13 protein-coding genes and 4 pseudogenes are annotated in these 17,564 nt (G+C 68.6%); 10 read left to right on the top strand and 7 right to left on the bottom strand.

Annotated elements, in window-relative coordinates; all coding sequences use genetic code 11:
* Positions 1 to 96: 96 nt before the first annotated feature.
* The gene (locus ABZ484_RS20480; protein WP_358867303.1) at positions 97 to 423 is read right to left on the bottom strand and encodes a hypothetical protein; all 327 of its coding nucleotides are present in this window, start codon (positions 421 to 423) and stop codon (positions 97 to 99) included.
* A gap of 81 nt (positions 424 to 504) precedes the next feature.
* On the opposite strand from ABZ484_RS20480, the pseudogene ABZ484_RS20475 reads away from it, so the two are divergent.
* Positions 505 to 702: pseudogene (locus ABZ484_RS20475) on the top strand (IS110 family transposase); the annotation flags it as partial.
* A gap of 37 nt (positions 703 to 739) precedes the next feature.
* On the opposite strand, the gene ABZ484_RS20470 reads toward ABZ484_RS20475, so the two are convergent.
* Positions 740 to 973 (bottom strand): hypothetical protein, encoded by a 234-nt coding sequence (locus ABZ484_RS20470; RefSeq protein ID WP_358867302.1) that lies wholly within the window; start codon positions 971 to 973, stop codon positions 740 to 742.
* Between the two features lie 403 nt (positions 974 to 1,376).
* Here ABZ484_RS20470 and ABZ484_RS20465 point away from each other — a divergent pair, with 403 nt between their 5' ends.
* Together ABZ484_RS20465 and ABZ484_RS20460 are read left to right on the top strand one after the other, a co-directional pair.
* Positions 1,377 to 2,438 (top strand): hypothetical protein, encoded by a 1,062-nt coding sequence (locus tag ABZ484_RS20465; RefSeq protein WP_358867301.1) that lies wholly within the window; start codon positions 1,377 to 1,379, stop codon positions 2,436 to 2,438.
* 254 nt (positions 2,439 to 2,692) lie between these two features.
* Positions 2,693 to 2,975, top strand: a pseudogene (locus ABZ484_RS20460) (ATP-binding protein); the annotation flags it as partial.
* Between the two features lie 88 nt (positions 2,976 to 3,063).
* Here ABZ484_RS20460 and ABZ484_RS20455 read toward each other — a convergent pair.
* Complete coding sequence (locus ABZ484_RS20455; protein WP_358867305.1) at positions 3,064 to 5,808, bottom strand: M4 family metallopeptidase; 2,745 nt, start codon at positions 5,806 to 5,808, stop codon at positions 3,064 to 3,066.
* Between the two features lie 251 nt (positions 5,809 to 6,059).
* On the opposite strand from ABZ484_RS20455, the gene ABZ484_RS20450 reads away from it, so the two are divergent.
* Positions 6,060 to 7,073: a LuxR C-terminal-related transcriptional regulator gene (locus ABZ484_RS20450; RefSeq protein ID WP_358867300.1), complete on the top strand. Its 1,014-nt coding sequence runs from the start codon at positions 6,060 to 6,062 to the stop codon at positions 7,071 to 7,073.
* A gap of 239 nt (positions 7,074 to 7,312) precedes the next feature.
* Here ABZ484_RS20450 and ABZ484_RS20445 read toward each other — a convergent pair.
* Positions 7,313 to 7,405 (bottom strand): annotated as a pseudogene (locus ABZ484_RS20445) (XRE family transcriptional regulator); the annotation flags it as partial.
* Positions 7,406 to 7,652: 247 nt separating this feature from the next.
* Positions 7,653 to 8,929 (bottom strand): annotated as a pseudogene (locus ABZ484_RS20440) (family 10 glycosylhydrolase).
* Between the two features lie 251 nt (positions 8,930 to 9,180).
* On the opposite strand from ABZ484_RS20440, the gene ABZ484_RS20435 reads away from it, so the two are divergent.
* Positions 9,181 to 10,314: an N-acetylmuramoyl-L-alanine amidase gene (locus ABZ484_RS20435; protein WP_358867299.1), complete on the top strand. Its 1,134-nt coding sequence runs from the start codon at positions 9,181 to 9,183 to the stop codon at positions 10,312 to 10,314.
* Between the two features lie 308 nt (positions 10,315 to 10,622).
* Here ABZ484_RS20435 and ABZ484_RS20430 read toward each other — a convergent pair whose 3' ends face one another.
* Positions 10,623 to 11,819 (bottom strand): serine hydrolase, encoded by a 1,197-nt coding sequence (locus ABZ484_RS20430; protein WP_358867298.1) that lies wholly within the window; start codon positions 11,817 to 11,819, stop codon positions 10,623 to 10,625.
* 159 nt (positions 11,820 to 11,978) lie between these two features.
* Between ABZ484_RS20430 and ABZ484_RS20425 the strand changes: the two genes are divergently transcribed.
* A complete protein-coding gene (locus tag ABZ484_RS20425; RefSeq protein WP_358867297.1) occupies positions 11,979 to 13,301 on the top strand; it encodes an MFS transporter in 1,323 nt (440 codons plus the stop codon).
* A 22-nt stretch (positions 13,302 to 13,323) separates the two neighbouring features.
* Here ABZ484_RS20425 and ABZ484_RS20420 read toward each other — a convergent pair whose 3' ends face one another.
* Entirely contained in the window at positions 13,324 to 13,920 is a 597-nt protein-coding gene (locus tag ABZ484_RS20420) for a helix-turn-helix domain-containing protein (protein ID WP_358867296.1), read from the bottom strand.
* A 159-nt stretch (positions 13,921 to 14,079) separates the two neighbouring features.
* Between ABZ484_RS20420 and ABZ484_RS20415 the strand changes: the two genes are divergently transcribed.
* The 4 genes from ABZ484_RS20415 to ABZ484_RS20400 are packed head-to-tail and all read left to right on the top strand — an operon-like array spanning position 14,080 to position 17,378.
* The gene (locus ABZ484_RS20415; RefSeq protein ID WP_358867295.1) at positions 14,080 to 15,636 is read left to right on the top strand and encodes an AMP-binding protein; all 1,557 of its coding nucleotides are present in this window, start codon (positions 14,080 to 14,082) and stop codon (positions 15,634 to 15,636) included.
* A gap of 17 nt (positions 15,637 to 15,653) precedes the next feature.
* Positions 15,654 to 16,850, top strand: a complete 1,197-nt coding sequence (locus tag ABZ484_RS20410) for an acyl-CoA dehydrogenase (RefSeq protein ID WP_358867294.1) — start codon at positions 15,654 to 15,656, stop codon at positions 16,848 to 16,850.
* A 51-nt stretch (positions 16,851 to 16,901) separates the two neighbouring features.
* On the top strand, positions 16,902 to 17,036 hold the full coding sequence (locus ABZ484_RS20405) for a hypothetical protein (RefSeq protein ID WP_358867309.1): 135 nt from the start codon (positions 16,902 to 16,904) through the stop codon (positions 17,034 to 17,036).
* Positions 17,037 to 17,054: 18 nt separating this feature from the next.
* Entirely contained in the window at positions 17,055 to 17,378 is a 324-nt protein-coding gene (locus tag ABZ484_RS20400; protein WP_358867293.1) for a DUF4259 domain-containing protein, read from the top strand.
* The last annotated feature ends 186 nt before the right edge of the window (positions 17,379 to 17,564 follow it).

Here is a 17,564-nt window from a genome sequence, read left to right as displayed (position 1 = left end):
GGTGGCCGCCTGGCGGGCGCCCAGGTCCCGTAGCGCCTGGCGGCGTTCGGGGTCGCCGAGCAGCCGCAGCACGGCGGCGGCGAACGCGTCCGGGTTTTATTCTATCCCTTCTATGAATTCCGCTATTCTTCCACCTGGGCCGTGGATATTACCTACACAAAAGACAAGTGCATTGTCCGATTCTTTCATAATAGCTTTTTCAATTTCTGTAAAATCTTGTCCTTCAAAGTTCAAATATCTTTTGTCTGGTAAACGATGCATTAAATCTGATACCATCTGTGTACTTTTTCCGGTACAAATCAACGTATCGTAATCAATATCTTCTAAGAAATTATCAACAAATAGTTGTGTTCTATCGATTCTGTCAGATCGACAATTTAAAATGACCACTTTTTTCGTATAAGGATAATTGTATGATTCCACCTTATTTAAAATAGCTTTAGTGGATTGTGGTTCGTTGGCAGCAAACGCACAACCAGCCCTCAAACCGGGGTACAACCCTCCAAGAGAGGAAACAAGCAGCCCAAACGGGCTTTCTTCCTCTCCGCGTTCGCCGCTCTGGGCGACCCGGCATCGCGGGCCTACTACGACAAGAAGATCGCCCAGGGCAAGCATCACGCCCAGGCCCTGCTCTGCCTCGCCCGACGCCGGGCCGACGTCCTCTTCGCGACGCTCCGCGACGGGACCTTCTGCGAGCCCCAACCGGCTGCGGCCCAGGTGAGGAGTCCAGACCGCTCGGTCAGTCCTCCGGCCGAAGCCGCTGACGAGCGGCCTCAAGCCGCTGGTCATAGTCAGGCGCGAACAGCTCAGGAAGCGCCTTGTCCAGCGTTCCGGCGATCCGATGGATCGGCGCCCAGACCGCCGGATCGTCGACAACGCGGCTGAGGCCCGTCATCTGGAGCCTCTCCAGCCAGTGCGACAGCACCAGTGCCTCGTCACTGGTGAGCTTGATCGTGACCTGGCTTTCACTCATGCACACCCCTACGGCTCAGCCTGCCCTCGACCGCACGAATCTGCTGGCCTTGGACCGTGACCAAACACATGTGTGGGTAGTCGGGGTGGAGGGGGCGGTGTCTGGACGTCAAGAAGCTCCTGTAGACGCGTTTGCGACCGAGATCGCCTGCCCACCAGGAGCTCAACGCCGTTGCGTTTGGCGGGGCGGTCGTTCACCAAGCCGCTGGCGACGAGGAAAGGGACTTCCGGTAGATCGACGTGGTGTTGAGCCATGTGATCAAGAACCAGGGGTCTCCTTCCTGGTCGGTGATGACGTACGCGTCCTTCGCGTCCGGCTTGCCCTGGCCGCGACAGGGCCGAGGCGCGGTGGACTGCCAAGCCAGTGCGGTAGACCATCGGTGGAGGGTCGTGGAGGAGGCAGGATGGAGCAGAGGTCAGCGGCAGCTTCTCGTGCGCGGGCAGCCCGAGCGCAGGCGAAAGCGACGGACGCCGTGGGGAATGAGCGCTGGGACACGGCGCTGCGACACAGCAAGATCGCGGTGGCCGCGGCCGAAGAGGCGGTGGCGATAGCCGACCACGACGACGACGTCGTGCTGCTGGCGCAGACTCTGACCATGAAAAGCCAGATCCATGATTCGCTCGGCGACGGCGGCGAGGCCCTGGCCGCGGCACGAGAGGCGCTGGACGTGTACTCGAGACTCGATCGCGAGGTGAACAATCCTCAGCGGGTCACCCGTCGGCTGGGTGACGACTCGGTACTGTTCCCAGCCGGGCACAGTCCGCTCAAGGACCGATTCGCGTGGCTGTATGCTCAGACTGCGGACGCGCAGTTGAATTTGGCCAGGCTCATCGCCCAACACCAGTCCACGACCGGAGGAACCGAGGCGCGGCGGCTGGCGGAGGTGGCGCTCGAAACCTTCCGGGAGCTGGCACGGTTCAGCAACCGGTACGCGGCCAAGGCCGATCAGGTGGCGGCCGGTCGCCAGGCGGTGATCGACCGGCTCGCCGGCCGCGGCCCGGCCGACGTGACCTCCCAGCCTCTCGCGGCGGAGGACCTCACCCGGCAGGCCGCGCGGATCGAGGAGGCGGAAAGGAGGCAGTTGCAGGCCCAGGTAACGCAGGCGGAATCGCACGCGAACAAGGCGAGGGTCGACTACGCGGCCCGACGCTACGCCGAGGCGGTCGAGAACATGCGGATGGCCGTCGAGATATACCGGCAAGTGGTTCCGCACAGCCTGTGGCACAAACGCGAACTGGCACGGGCGTTGTTCGACTACGCCCACCACCTCGAAGCGCAGGGAAGCAAGAATAAGGCGGTGGACGCGATGAACGAAGCCGGGTGCCTCTTCGCGCAGGTGCATAAGCACAACGACCGCCGCTTCGCAGACGAAGTGGCGCTGTGCTCCCGCGAGTCGCGCCGCCTGCGGCTGGTGCGGTTGCGCCTGCGCCGTCGACGTACTTTCGTGGCACCGCTCGCGACGTGACCGGCACACCGCATGCGGACAGCGTTCGAGCCGCCCCCATCGTCGCGCGCGGCTACGCGGTGACCAGGACCGACTACCAGGGCCTGGGCACGGACGGGGCGCACAGCTACCTCATCGGTGAGGCGGAGGCGCGGGCGGCCGCCGATCTGACCCGCGCGGCCCACCAGCTCTCCACCCGGCTCAGCGACGACTGGGTGGCCTGCGGACACTCGCAGGCCGGACACGCCGCCCTCTACACCGCGGCCCTCGCCGCCCGCTGGGGGCTGGACGAGGCCGCCTTCAGTACCGAGCTGATCGTCAGCGAACTGGTCACCAACGCCATCCGCTGGGGTCGGCGCCCATCCGGCTCCGGCTCATCCACCAGGACTCCACCCTGATCTGGGAGGCCTACGACTCCAGCGGTTCGACCCCGTACACGCGGCGCGCCCGGATGTGCGACTAGGGCGGCCGGGGCCTGCTCGTCGCCACCCGCTGGGCACCCGGCACGACCGGATCGGCAAGACGGTGTGGGCGGAGCAGAGGCTGGGCGGAGGCTGAGCGCTGCCATGCGCACTTGACGGCGGCCGGGCTCCTCCCCCCTCGGGAGTCCGGCCGCCGCGTCGTTCGAACCGTCAGCTCAGCGGGCTCAGCACTTGCCCGCCGGGCGGTCCCGCTTCACGAGGTTCGTAGAGCCGGTAATACCGTCGAGCCACAGCACGCGCTCGCCGGTGTCGGCGGCCGGGTAGACCTGGTCGCCGCGGTTGCAGGACACACGCTGCGCGCCGCCCTTGCCGTCGGGCGCCACCTGGTACAGCTTCGGCAGCGTCTCGTTGGCCCACGACGTGGCCGGCGGCAGCGTCAGGACGGTGACCGCGGCGTCGGAAGCCGTCAGCTGGTAGGCGTACAGTGCCTTGTCGCCCGACTCCGGGACGACCGTGGTGCGGTTGGTGCCGTCGACGTCGGCGCGCATCACGGCGGCCTGGCCGGAGTCGGTGCCGTCGCCGTCCTCGACCCAGAAGACGCCGTCATCGGTAATGGCGGTCTGGCCGATGCCGGCGACCGTGTTCTTGTCGACCGGCATCAGCTGGGTCTTGCCGGTGGCGGTGTCGTAGACCTCGACGCCCAGCTTGTAGCCGTCGGACTCGGCCCACAGCTTCGCGTACGCGATCTTGCCGTCGTGCACCGACGCGAGCCCCGTGACGGTGAAGGGGTTGGGCGCGAGTTCCTTGACTTCGCCCGTCTTGATGTTGACGTAGCGGGCCTGTTCGAAGCCGCTGCTCGGGTTCAGGTAGGTGTACACGAGGACGTCACCGTCGAGGTGGACCGACGTGACGTTGGCGCCGATCCCGTCGACGGTCTTGTCGACTCCGCCGCCAACCGGCCGCACGTGGATCTTCACCGCGTCATACGCGAACTCGGCCCACGCCACGTTCTTGCCGTCGGTGGCGGCGTCGACGTTGTAGTTGCCGTTGTTGGGGCTGATCTGCTGCGGGGTGCCCTTGCTGCTGCTGTCGCCCGCCCACACCGAGTACGGCTCGCTGCCGTCCTCGTTCGAGCGGGACAGCGCGTAGGTGCCGCCGCCCGCGGCGACGCCGGTGCCGGAGACATTGACCTTGGACAGGACGGTGTCCGTGTCGGTGCCGAGCTTCGTCTCCCAGCCGGGCACGATGCCGTGCCGGGCGAAGGCATCCTCGACGGTCTTGACCTGGGCCTTGGTGGCGCCCAGCTCCTGGGCGGCAGCGATGACCGCGGCGCGGCCCTCGGTGAAGCCGTCCAGCGGAGTCATGTACGCCGACAGGGCACGGTAGATGATCTGGTCGGCGAACTCGCCTCCGAGGCCCTTGCGGATGTCCCACAGCGCGCCGGAGAAGATCGGCGAGTTGAGGTGGACGCCGCCGCTGTCGCCGCGGTAGCTGACGCCGATGAAGTCCTTCGACGTGGTCATGTCGTTGTTCATGTCGCGCAGGGCGCACTCGCGCGGGCTGAGCGTGGTGCACAGGTCCTCGCCGAGCAGGCCCGAGTCCGGGTCGTCCATGGACTGGCCGTTGGCCTCCAGGTCGATGCCGTTGCCGAAGTAGTCGGAGATCGCCTCGTTGATCGCGCCGGACTGGCCCGCGTAGACGAGGCCGGCGGTGTGCTGGGTGACGCCGTGGGTCATCTCGTGGCCGACGACGTCGGTGTCCGCGGAGAAGGTACGGTAGTCGCCGCCGCCCTGGCCGTACACCATCTTGGAGCCGTCCCAGAAGGCGTTGTCGTACGGCCCGCCGTTGGCGGTGACACCGACGAGCGAGTACATGAACCCGTCCTTGTCGTCGATCCCCTTACGGCCGAAGTGGTTCTTGTAGTACGCGTACACCTTGTTGGCGGCCCAATGGGCGTCGACCGCACCGGAGGTGGTGAAGTCCGCGCCGAGGTCCGGGGTGTCCGACGTGAAGATCTTGGCGCCACTGGGCCAGACGCCGGAGGCGGCGGAGACGTCGATGCCACGGGCGTCCCAGGTCTGCAGCAGAGGGCCGGTGAACGCAGTGGCGGCGTCCCGGAACCCGTAGTCGTACATCTGGTAGGTGCCGTCAGCACCCTTGTACAGGTTGAGGTCGACCTTGTGGCCGTTGTAGCGGGTGCCGGAGCCCTTGACGACGAACGACGGGGCGGCCGGCGTGGAGGCGTCGTCAGGAGTCGTCCCGGCCCCGTCCGTGGCGCCGGCGGCGGCGTCGGTCGAGCCGAACGTCTGGATGCCGCTGTACTGCAGCAGCGGGAAGCCGGAGTGGGCGTCGACGTACACCTCCTGCTTCACCGCCGTGCCGTCGGCCGGGTCGGTGCCCGTGACGGTGATGTGCCGGGTGAGCACGCCGGTGCCCTGCGGCAGGATCGTCACGTCCACGGCCTTGCCGGTGAGCGGGCTGCCGTCGAGCTTCTCGCCCTTGGCCGGAGCGTGCAGCGGGGCCGGGCCCAGCTGCGAGGTGACGGCGCCGATCGCGCGCTCGATCGCGGTCTTTTCGGAGACCTTCGGGGTGACCGAGTCGAGGCTCAGCTTGGTGAAGTAGTTGCCGGAGGTGCCCGTGACGGTGCGCTTGCCGCTCATCCTCGTCATGCGGACCACGTACTGGCCGCCGAGGACGTCGACGCCCTTGTACTTCTGCTGGAGACGCACCGTCTCCTTGCCGCCCTCGCTGTCGATGCTGACCGTCGACAGGTCCTTCGCCGAGGTGTCGGCGATGTGGTAGCGGCCCTTCTTGGATTTGAGGTGTGCGCGGGCGGCGTCGGCGGCGCTGCCGGTACCGGCAGCGTCCTCGTGCAGCCCGGTCACCAGGGACGGGGTGTCGGTCTCGAGGCCCGGGGTGGTGGTCGAGGCGGCTGCTGGGGCGGTGTCCGCCGCCTGAGCCACCGTCATGCCGCTGACCAGGAGTCCAGCGGCGGCGAGCAACGCCGCGACCCCCTGGCCGACGGCTGTGCCGCCCGGTATGTCTGCTCTCCTGCGTGGTGAGGTCCGCACGAATGTCCCTTCGCTGCCTTGGCCGGTTGAACACGTTTCGGATGCGGACATGCAAGTGCCGGGACAGGTGTGTGAACAATGCGTTCACGGTGCCGACTTGTGGACATGCACACTTGTGTGGCCTGCGCGAACCAGGCGAAAATCGCCGCGTGGGACTGACCGATCTGGATGCGCAGTGGCAGGCTCTCGGACTCGGAGCCGACGGGCTCCAGGTCTACGAGGCCCTGTTGAATCTGCCCGCCCACGCCTCCCGCGCCGCGCTCGCCCACTCCCTCGGTCTGTCGGTGCGCCGGGCCGCGGCCGCCCTCGACGAGCTCGCCGAGCACGGCTTCACCCGGCCCGGCCCCGACCCGGCGGCCCTGCCGGTCCCGGTGGCCCCCGCCACGGCGCTACGCGGCCTGCTCCACCAGCATCAGGCCCAACTTCTTCGCAGATCAGCAGAGTTGGAGGCCTTGACCGGGTCGATCGACCGGATCGCCGCGCAGTTGCTGAGCACCGCGGAGGATCCGCGCACCATCGGCATCGAGACGGTCCGCGGTGGCCTGGCCATCGCCGAGCGTGTCGCCGCACTGCTGGTGTCGGCGCGCGAGGAGGTGGCGCTGCTCGACCGCCCGCCCTATGCCGCCAGTCAGCCCGACGGCATGCCGGCCCCGCTGGACGTGGCCGAGCCCGTGCGGCGCGGGGTGCGGGTGCGCGTTGTGGTGGACCGCGAGGGGCTGACATTCCACGGCCGGGCCCGGGGCCTCAACGACCTCTCCGGACAGGGCGTCCAGATCCGCGTCGGAACGGACCTGCCGACCAAACTCGTCACCGTCGACCGCCGGATCACCCTGCTCCCCCCGACCGACGCGGCGGACCCGACGGCGTCGGCCCTGGTGATCAGCGACGCCCTGCTCGGCAACGCGCTGGTACCGCTCTTCGAGGCGTTGTGGGACCGGGCGGTGCCGATCGGCTCGGTGGCCGACGAGGAGGTCACGGAGGAGGAGCGGGAACTGCTGACCCTGCTGGCGTCGGGCCTCAAGGACGAGGCCATAGCGCGCCGCCTGGACGTCCATGTCCACACAGTGCGCCGCCGCATCACCCGCCTGATGCAGATGCTGAACGCGCAGACGCGCTTCCAGGCCGGGGTTCAGGCGACGGCGAGGGGCTGGCTGACGTTGTAGACCCGCTCACCGGAACCGTTTCGTGCACGCGCGGGGAGCCGTAGATGCCACCGGAGTCCTCGTGGACCTACCGGATGCTGCCGGTCAGCTCGGCGTCCCGGCGGATGCGCTCGCTCGGCTCCTTCTCCGCGCGCCGCCACCGGTGGTAGGTGGAGGAGGGGATGTGCAGCTGACCCTCAGGTGCGGGTGCTCGTCCATGAGCGCCGTCACGTGGGCCGGGTCGGGTCCAGCTGTGCGGCGAAGGACGCCGAGGCCGTCCGCAGGACCTCGTTCGCCCGGCGCAGTTCGCGCACCTCGCGCCGCAGCTGGGTGAGTTCCTCCTTCTCCTCGGAGCGCTGACCCAACGGCGGCCGGTCCGGGAGCCGCACGAGCTGCGGACCTGGACCGGCCGCCATCCACCGACGGTCGTTCGGCAGCGCACCGCAGGTCCGTGCACGGCACCGCCAGTGCGACCAGCTCAGGTGCGCGCGGACGCGGCGGGCGGCGGGCTGCGTCCAGGCGCGTCCCTGCCAGGCCGGGCTCGGTGCCCGCGTCGACGATGGCGTCGGCGCACAGGGTGCAGTCGGCCGCGCGCTCAACTCATGGTGTGCGTGTGCGAGTCGGGTAGTGGTCGGCGACCACCCGGCTCATCGCGCCCAGCGGATCGGCGGCGACCTGCGTGGCCGAGAAGTAGACGTTGCCGCGCACCTGTGGGTAGGTGGTGTCGAAGTCGAGGTGCCGGGAGAGCTCGGCCGGGTCCTGCCACGCGGCGGGCTGTCCGGCCACACCGGCCTTGTACAACGCCTCGCCCACATAGAGCTGGACACGGGTGCCGGAGACGACGCTGGACCACCAGGGCACCAGCACGGCGTAATCGGCGGCGGCGAATCCTATGTTCCAGTACACCTGCGGAACGATGTAGTCGATCCACTCCTGCTGAACCCACTTGCGGGTGTCGGCGTGCAGATCGTCGTAGGTCTGCACACCGGCAGTGGTTGCCGAGCCCAACGGGTCGGTGCCCGCGTTGCGCCACACGCCGAACGGGCTGATGCCGAACCGCGTCCGCGGCCGGATCCGCTTGATGCGCTCGGCCATCTCCCGCACCAGCAGGTCGGTGTTGTTGCGGCGCCATGCGTCGCGGTCGGGAAAGCCCGTGCCGTAGCGGGCGTATGCATCGTCGTCCTGGAACGTCTGCCCGGCGACGGGATACGGGTAGAAGTAGTCGTCCCAGTGGACCGCGTCGATCGGGTAGCGGCGGACCGCGTCGAGCATGGCGTCCTCGACGAAGCGGCGCACTTCGGGCAGGCCCGGGTTGTAGTAGAGCTTGCCGCCGAACGACACGATCCACTCCGGGTGCAGGCGGGCCGGGTGTGTGGGCGTCAGCGCGGTGACGTCGGTCGTGAGCGAAACGCGGTAGGGGTTGAACCAGGCGTGCAGTTCCAGGCCCCGGCGGTGCGCCTCGTGCACGGCCGTCCCCAGCGGGTCCCAGCCCGGGTCGCGCCCCTGGACGCCGGTGAGGTACTGAGACCACGGCTCGTAGGGCGAGGGCCACAGGGCATCGGCGGTCGGCCGTACCTGGAACATCACGGCGTTCAGGCGCCGTTCGACCGCCACGTCCAGCAGGTCGCACAGCTCCTGCCGCTGCTCCTCGGGCGAAGGCCCGGCGCCGAAGGCCAGTCGGTGTTGGCCACGGTGGCAATCCACATGCCGCGCATCTGCCTGTTCCCGGCGCCGTGGCCGCCGGCTGTCGACGGCGCGTGCTCCGTCCGGGCACCCGCAGCCGGTGTATCTGCCGCCTGTGCGCCGGCCGGGAGGGTCACGGCGGCGAGCGTGCCCGCGGCCGCGGCGGTGAAGGTTCTACGCGAGAGTCTCTCCATGTGCGCCTCCTGATCTCCCATCACGGACCGCCGATAATGGCCCGTTCCCTCCTTGGCGGCAACCACAAAATGGTCTAGTCCACTAGTCGAAGCCGGTCGGGTCCTCAGTCGCCCGATCATCTCAGCGACGACAAGGCCGGCGACCGAGAAATTCGTGAACTACGCCTGGCGGGCGGGATGTTCGCCGCATAGTCTCCGACGGGCCGCCCCTCGGCCCCGCTGTTTCCCCTCACTTGGGAGTCCCCATGGTGATGTACGAGCACGAAGTCGACCGCCGCACCCTGTTCCGGGTCGGCCTCGGCACGGCAGTCGCCGCTGTCGTCGGCACGGAGGTGGCCTTCCCCACCGCTGCCGGGGCGACCCCCTTGCCTCAGTTCCCCTGGATCATCGACTGCGACACCTGGGGTGCACGACCGCCGTCCAGCCCGATCCAGATCACTGGCAACACCACCAACAAGATCATCCTGCACCATATGGCCTTCCCCAACGTCACGGACTACTCACGTGAACACGCCATGCAGTTGGCGCGTGACTGCCAGGACCTGCACATGGACACCAACGGCTGGGCGGACACCGGCCAGCACTTCACCGTCAGCCGCGGTGGCTACGTTCTCGAGGGCCGTCACCGCAGCCTGGAGACCCTCGCCGCCGGCGAGCATCAAGTGGTGTCCGCCCACTGCCCCGGGGAGAACGGCAACGCCATCGGGATCGAGAACGAGGGCACGTACATAACCGAAACCCCGCCGGCGGCATTGCTGGACTCGCTGGTGACGTTGTGCACCTCCGTGTGCCGGCAGTTCCACCTCAACGCGTGGGACATCTTCGGTCACTGGGACTTCCGCCTGGGCACCGACTGCCCCGGCATCGCCTTCTACCGCCTCTTCCCCCAGATTCGCAGGCGCGTACTGCATTCCATGGGCGTGTCGCCCGCCGCGGCACCGGCACGGCGCTGGCCGGACATCTGGCGGTTCGTCGACAGCCAGGTGGTCCAGGTCGCCCAGTACCTGCTGGTCGACGCCGGCTACAGCGACCTGCCCATCGACGGCGTGTTCAGCACCGAGATGAACACCGTCGTCGCCGACTTCCAGACCAGCCGCGGTGTTGCCGTCACTCCCGACGCCACATTCGACACCGCCACCTGGGAAGCACTCGCGCCCTCCCTGGACAAGGACGCCTCCGGGCTGCCTGTCCAAGCCGTGCAGTATCTGCTCACCATCAAGGGCTACGCCGACACCGTCAGCATCACCGGCACCTATGACGACAACACCATGAAGGCTGTGCAGGACATGCAACGCCTGCACAGCCTCCACCCCAACGGCAAGGTCGACCTCAGCACGTGGTGCGCGCTGACCGGTGGCACCGTCCGTGAGGCTCTCACCCGCTGAACCATCGCCAACTGACGGCCGGCAACCGTGCCCTCGATGGGCGGCCGCAAGGCCGCGCGCTCCAGGCTGCGCTTCAAGGACCGTCAGATCGTCGACCTCGAAGCTCGAATCGCGGGCGCCTGACCACCGAGGGGGTTCCGCTGTGTCCGGTCCGGTGACCAGGGGAAACCCCGTGGTCACCGGACCACGATGCTGTCTCACCAAGTGGTGCCACAGCGATCGCCGAATCCGCGACCGGCAGTGACAGAACGCCGCCTATGAGCCAACCGGAGTCCGTGGCCGTCACCTGGTCACGGGCTCCGGTGTTTTCAGCGCACGCTTGATGAGTTGAGGTGGACGCCGATCCGTACGAATGCCTGGACCAGCGGGGCCGACGGTACCGCGGGTGAGACGACCTGCGAGCCGAAGTGGACGATGACGAGGTCCAGACCCGGCGAGACGAAGAGCCGCTGGCCGTGGATGCCGCTGGCCATGTAGGAGTCGTAGGGGTCGTTCAGGATCCACCACAGGTCGTGGTAGGAGAGCGTGGCCGGTGAGGCGGGGGGTGCGGCAGGAAAGCGGACCCGGCGAGGGTAGCCGTCGGGCACGCCGCTGGTGATCGTGCCGGCCACTTCCTCCGGGACCACCTGCCGGTCCCCCACCGCCCCGCCGCAGCGCAACATCTCGCCGAGCCGGGCCACATCGTGTGCTGTCGCGCTGAAGCCTCCGCAGGCGGCTTCGACGCCGTCGCTGTCCAGGATGTAATACGCGTCCTCCTCCGCCCCCACCTTGGACCACAGAAGGTCGCTGAGCAGGGTCGACGTGGTGAAGCCCGTGATCCGGCGGAGGACTTCGGCCAGTGCTTCCACATTGCCGTTCTCGTAGCGGAACTCCTCTCCCGGGGCCCCGGTGGCGCGGGCGGTCAGGAGGTGCTCGCGGATGCTGGTCGGACCGCTGTAGCCGAACGGCCGCAGTGGCGGGGCGACGACCGCGTAGTACCGCTGGGCCTCGATCGCCTTGTCGAGGCGGCGGCCCGCGTAGCTCACCTGGGTACCCATGTGCAGCAGATCCTGGACCCGGGCATCGCCGAAGGCCGTTCCCTCGAGTTCGGGGACGTAGGAGGAGGCCCGGGCGGTACGGTCCAGCATCCCCTGGTGTGCCAGCGTTGCCGCCGCGAGGCCGAGGTAGGACTTGGCCGCCGAGGCGTTGAAGTGAGGGGTGTGCGCGTCGGCACCGTGCAGGTAGCGCTCGTAGACGACCTGCCCGCGATGCATCACTAGGAACGCGTCCGTCTGGGCTGCGGCGAACATGTCCGGAAGTTTGAGTGCGCCCGCGTCGGTGGTGACGAGGTCGAGAGCGTCGAGGTCGGCTTCACTGCGCGGCAGGTGGCGGGCAGGAGCCTCGCCTCGCCACACCCGTCGGCTGGGGGAGAGTTCGCGGCCCTGGGACGTGAAGCGGCGGATCCAGGCGGGATCCGTGTAGCCGCGGGTCCACAGCAGATCACTCAGCGGGGCTGTCTCGGGCATGGCTCACTCCTTCGCGCCGGGTGTTTCCGCGCGCGTTGTTGTTCGAGGCGTTGACCTGGAGCGATCAGACGCCTAGGTTGCCAAATCAATCGATCACTAACAGACAGCTTGTACGGGAACATACTTTCATTTCAATACTCCAGAGCGTAGGAGTGTCCGATGGTCAAGCCGCAGCCCCGAACCGCCCCTCGCCTGGACGTCGCCGGGCCGCCACCGGATCCGCGCACCGGCCGGCGGCACGCCTGGGTGGTCACCGCGCTGATCGTGGCGTTCATGCTGGTCAACTACGCGGACAAGTCCGTCCTGGGACTCGCGGCCGTGCCGATCATGGACGAGCTGCACATCAGCAACAGCACCTACGGCCTGATCTCCAGCTCCTTCGCCCTGCTGTTCAGCCTCTCCGGACTGCTCGTCGGGTTCGCCTCCGCACGGGTCTCCAGCCGAGTACTCCTGGCCACTCTGGCCGCTGTGTGGGCGGTGGCACAGCTGCCCGTGCTCTTCGTGGCGTCCGTGCCGGTGCTCGTGGCCGGGCGCGTGCTGCTGGGTGCGGCCGAGGGGCCGGCCGCACCGATGTCGATGCACGCGCTGTACAAGTGGTTCCCGGAGGACCGGCGCGGCCTGCCGTCGGCGTTGCAGATCAGCGGCGCCGCGCTGGGCACGCTGATCGCCGCGCCGGTCGTGACCTGGCTGATCAGCGCCTTCGGATGGCGCTCGGCCTTCGCAGCGCTCGCCGCGACCAGCGTGGCGTGGAGCCTGCTGTGGTGGCGGGCGGGGCACGACGGCCCGTACGGCCACGAGCCGGGGCACGGAACCGCGCCCGACACCGGACCGGCGACCCGGCTCCCGTACCGCAGGCTGCTGCTGAACGGCACGGTGCTGGGGAGCATCGCGGGGGCCTTCGGCGCCTCCTGGGCCCTGGCCCTGAGCCAGGCGTGGCTGCCCGCCTACCTGCGCACTCAGCTCGGCATGTCACCGGGCCGCGCGGCGACACTCATCAGCGGTGTCTCGGCGTTCAGCTTCGTCCTGCTGCTGGCGGTGTCGCCGCTGGTCGATGCGCTGAAGCGGCGTGGGGTGTCCAGCCGTTGGTCGAGCGGCGCCCCGCAAGGGGTCGCGGTCACCGCCGCTGGGCTGGCCATGGCGGCCTTGCCCCTCGCCGACGCCCGGGCGCTGCTGCTGGCACTGCTCGCGGTGGCGTTCGGCGCGCACGCCATCGCCTTTCCGCTGCACTACATGACGACGGCCGCCGTCGTGCCGCCCGCGCAGCGCGGAGCGGTGTTCGGCATCGTCGCCGCGACCGGCACCCTGCCCGGGCTGATCGCGCCGTATCTGACCGGACGCCTGCTGGACTCGGCGCCCTCACAGGGCACGGGATACACCCATGCGTTCCTGCTCTCCGCCGCCCTGATGCTGGTCTGCGGACTGGTCGCCCTGACCGCGATCCGGCCCGAGCGGGACGCACGGCGACTGAGCCGGACGAGCTGAACCGAACGAGGGAGTGCGCGGCTCAGGCCGGCGGCTCGAAGCCGCTGGCCCAGTAGCGGCCGTGCAGCGCCAGGTCGAGGAGCATGCGCACGACCTCCTCGGCCGGCAGCGCCGGGGCGTCCTGCTCGACCCACCAGCGCAGCACCGCGATCTGCTCCCCCACCCACACCCGTGCCAGCAGCTCGGGGTCGATGCGCGGCTGGACGGCGTTGCGCTCGGCGCGGGCGCGGAACTCCTCGGCCGTGGCCCGTGCGCAGGCGTCCATGAACATCTGCAGTGGCTTGCCGTCGCCTTCGCCGCGCAGCACGATCCGGTACAGATCACGCTCCTCACGCGCGTGCCGCAGCATCTCCAGGACCGGCTTGCCGGTGAAGCCGATCGCACTGTCTGCGACCGCGGGCGACAGGCGCTCGGACAGCTCGGCGAGCAAGTCCGCGGTCACGCGCGCGAACAGGTCCTCCTTGTCCCGGAAGTGCGCGTAGAAGGTCGCACGTGCCACATCCGCGCGCTCGGTGATGTCCTCCACCGTCAGCGCGGTGAAGCCCCGCTCCAGAACCAGCTCCACCAGGGCCGTTCCCAGGACCCGTCGCGAGCGTCTGGTCCGCCTGTCCTCTGCCATGCACTCCTCCTCGATTGCCGCGCACGGCCGTCGCGCTGCGTGCGCGCTCAGTCTAGGAGACTCTTGACACGTCAGAAATTAATGAACAAGCTGTCTGGAACTGAGCACGATGTAAGACTACGGACTCGTCTTCGGACGTCATCTACTGAGTAGGCCCTCATGAACCTCGGCATCTATCTGTCGCGCAGCGCTCGCTACTGGCCCCAGGCCGCCGCCCTCGTCTGCGGGGACCGCTCCTGGACCTTCACCGAGCTGGACCGGGCGACCGACCGTCTGGCCTCCGCCCTGGCTGCCCGGAGCCTCGGCCCTGGCGACGCCGTGGCCTCCCTCGCGTGGAACCGCGGCGAGCTGGTGGAGGTCGAATTCGCCCTGTACAAGGCCGGATTGACGCGTGCGCCCATCAACGCCCGGCTCGGCCGCGGCGAGATCGAGCACATCCTGCGTTACGCCCCCGTACGCGTCCTCGTCTACGACGCCGCCCACCGCGAGGACGCCCTCGCCGCGATCGCCGCGGCGGGTACCGGGTGCCTGCCCGTCTGCCTCGACGGCGCACAGCCCGGTGAGGTTTCCTACAGTGACCTGCTGGCCGAGGGGGACGAGGCACCCGTCCGCGTCGAGGTCGGCGAGGACGCCGCCTGCGTCCTGAACTTCACCTCCGGCTCCACCGGCGCGCTCAAGGCCGCCGTGCAGACGGTCGGCAACCGCCTCGCCAACATGCGCAAACAGCTGATGGCCGACGAGTCCCGTCCCCGCCCCGGTACCCGCTACCTCGCCTGCGGCCCCATCACCCACGCCACCGGCATGGGCCTGCTGGCCGGGGTGTTCGGCGGCTCCACGACGTACGTACTGCCGACCTGGAGCCCGCAGGGCTTCCTGGAGACGGTCGAGAGGGAGCGCATCACCGCGACCTTTCTGGTGCCGGCCATGCTGAACACGGTGCTCGCCCACCCCGGCGCCGCCGACCATGACCTGTCCTCGCTGACGAGCGTGCGCGTCGGCGGGGCGCCCATCTCGCCCCAGCGCCTGCGCGATGCCGTGGAGTTCTTCGGGCCGGTCGTCGCCCAGGGCTACGGGCTCGGAGAGACCACCAGTGTTGTCGCGGGCCTCAGCAGCGAGGAGATCGCCCGGGCGGTGAAGGAGGAGCCGGAGCTGCTCCAGTCCTGCGGCCGTGCGTCGTACGACACCGAGATCCGTGTCGTCGACGAGGCAGGCCGCGAGTTGGGCCCGCGCGAGGTCGGCGAGGTCATCGTGCGTGGCCCGGACTGCGTACGGGAGTACTGGCAGGAGCCCGAGCTGTCCGCGGAGACCTTCCGCGACGGCTGGGTGCACACCGGGGACCTCGCCTGGATGCGGGAGGACGGCTACCTCTTCCTGGTCGACCGCAAGAAGGACATGATCATCTCCGGCGGCTTCAACATCTACTGCACCGAGGTCGAGGCCGCCCTGTACGAACACCCGGGAGTGCAGGAAGCCTGCGTAGTCGGCGTGCCCGACGAGCAGTGGGGAGAGGCCGTCAAGGCGGTCGTCGTCACCCACGCCGGTGCGACCGTCACGGCCGACGACCTGATCGCCTTCTGCGCCGGCCGCCTCGACCGCTTCAAGAAGCCCCGGTCGGTCGACTTCGTGCCCGAGCTGCCTCACAACCGCAACGGCAAGCTCGACCGCAAGGCCGTACGCGAACCCTTCTGGGCGGGCGCTGCCCGCCGCGTCAACTGAACCAGTCGGAGCCTTCCGTGACCTTCTCCCTTCGCCCCACCTACGACGACCCGCGCACCGCCGAGCTGGTCGACCGCCTGCGCGGCTACCTCGACGGCGAACTCGCCGACCACGAAAGGGAACGCGGCCTCACCCACGCCAGCCGCCTCACCCGCGCCGACCTCGAACCGATCTGGCGCCGCAGCCGTGAGCTCGGCTTCTACGGCATCCACCTGCCTGAGGAGTACGGCGGCCAGAACCTCACCTACACCCAACTCGCCGCCCTGAAGGAGGAGATCGGCGCCAGCGGGCGCGTCCTCGCGCACAGCGTGCTCGGCGACATGGGCGGCCCGCTGCGCGCGGGCGACATCCTCAAGCACGCAACCGAGTACCAACTGGACAAATACCTGCTGCCGCTGATCCGTGGTGAGCGTGCCTGCTGCTTCTCCCTCACCGAGACCGACGCAGGCTCCGACGTCCGTTCCATGCGCACGGTCGCGGTGCGGGACGGGGACGGCTACCGGCTGACCGGGCACAAGGTGTTCTCCTCGGCCGGCCCCTTCGCCGACTTCGCGATCGTGGTCGCCCGCATGGCCGGAACCGGTGAACAGGAGGGCGAGAAGCCGCAGTTCTCCGCCTTCCTGGTGGACCTGGACAGCCCCGGCTGCCGGGTCGAGGACGGGGCGACCCCCATGTCGGGAGAGCACATCGAGAGCGACATCGTCCTCGACGACTGCCACGTGCCGGCCGCCAACCTCCTCGGCGAGGAGGGCAAGGGCATGCGCATCGCGCTCGGCCGGGTCACCACGAACCGGCTGCTGCACTGTCCCACCGTCCTCGGCGCCACCCGCCGCGCCCTCGCCCTCACCCTGGACCGCACGCGAACCCGCAAGGTGGCGGGGGGCCAGCCGCTCCTCATGCTCCAGGCCATCCAGCACAAGGTCGCGGACATGGCCACCGAGTTCTACGCGGCCCGCTCCATGACCTACGCCGCGCTCGCGGCCCTGGACCAGGGCCGCGAGGCACACGCGGAAGCCTTCATGTGCAAGCTGTTCGTCGCCGAGTCAGCCTTCCGCATCCTCGACGAGGCCGTGCAGATCCACGGCAAGGAGGGCCTGACCCAGGGCAACGAGATCGAGTACCTCTTCCGCAAGATCCGGATGTTCCGCGTCCTCACCGGCACGTCCGAGATCCAGCGCAACGGCATCGCCAAGCTCCTGGCCTTCAACCACTGACCCGCCGGGATCAGCAGCTTCGCCGTCGGCCTGCACAGCGACTTCGACGCGGTGACCGGGCTGACCACCGACTGGAACTCCGGCCCGGCCGAAGGAGCAGTCAACCGGATCAAGATGCTCGAACGGCAAATGTTCGGCCGCGCCGGCTTTGGTCTTCTGCGCAAGCGAGTCCGGCTCGCCACCTGATCGTGCTGTCAGTGGCCGATGCGGGGATCGCCGCACAACCGGTCAAGGAGATCATCGTGGGTACCTGGGACACCGGCCCTTTCGACAACGACACGGCCGCGGACTTCGCTATCGCTTGACAATGCGAAGCCCGAAGAACGCGAATTCCTGATCCGGGGTGTCCTCGCCCGAACGGTCAACGCGACTGGCTACCTCACGGAAGCAGAAGAGGCAGTTGCCGCCGCCGCGTTGATCGCGGCACAGTGCCCAGGCGGCGAACCGATTGACACAGCCTACGGCCCTGAGAAGGCCATGCCGGCCTTTCCCGTCGATCTTCGGATCGTAACGCTACGTGACGGGTGACGGAACTTGTGCCAGACCCGTTCAGTGGCCCCCACCAAGTCGACTCCCACTGGCCCCACTTCGCCGATGATTGGTGAAGGCCGGGCGTCTTGAGGCGGACCCAGAGGGCGGCTTCAATTGGCCCCTGGGCGGTTGTTGTCGTACCCGGGCCTCGGCATGACGGGTGCCGCATGCTGTGAATCGCCG

Source organism: Streptomyces sp. NPDC006393, assembly GCF_040628575.1.
GTDB lineage: Bacteria > Actinomycetota > Actinomycetes > Streptomycetales > Streptomycetaceae > Streptomyces.
The sequence above is the reverse complement of the archived record's forward strand: the minus strand, read 5'-3'. Positions and strand labels throughout refer to the sequence as shown.

Bases quoted from the DNA above. Each gene is read 5' to 3' on its own strand.
- ABZ484_RS20470 (WP_358867302.1), bottom strand. From the start codon at position 973: ATGAGTGAAAGCCAGGTCACGATCAAGCTCACCAGTGACGAGGCACTG.
- ABZ484_RS20465 (WP_358867301.1), top strand. From the start codon at position 1,377: ATGGAGCAGAGGTCAGCGGCAGCTTCTCGTGCGCGGGCAGCCCGAGCG.
- ABZ484_RS20430 (WP_358867298.1), bottom strand. From the start codon at position 11,819: ATGCCCGAGACAGCCCCGCTGAGTGATCTGCTGTGGACCCGCGGCTAC.
- ABZ484_RS20425 (WP_358867297.1), top strand. From the start codon at position 11,979: ATGGTCAAGCCGCAGCCCCGAACCGCCCCTCGCCTGGACGTCGCCGGG.
- ABZ484_RS20435 (WP_358867299.1), top strand. From the start codon at position 9,181: ATGTACGAGCACGAAGTCGACCGCCGCACCCTGTTCCGGGTCGGCCTC.
- ABZ484_RS20400 (WP_358867293.1), top strand. From the start codon at position 17,055: ATGCGGGGATCGCCGCACAACCGGTCAAGGAGATCATCGTGGGTACCT.
- ABZ484_RS20415 (WP_358867295.1), top strand. From the start codon at position 14,080: ATGAACCTCGGCATCTATCTGTCGCGCAGCGCTCGCTACTGGCCCCAG.
- ABZ484_RS20455 (WP_358867305.1), bottom strand. From the start codon at position 5,808: ATGACGGTGGCTCAGGCGGCGGACACCGCCCCAGCAGCCGCCTCGACC.
- ABZ484_RS20420 (WP_358867296.1), bottom strand. From the start codon at position 13,920: ATGGCAGAGGACAGGCGGACCAGACGCTCGCGACGGGTCCTGGGAACG.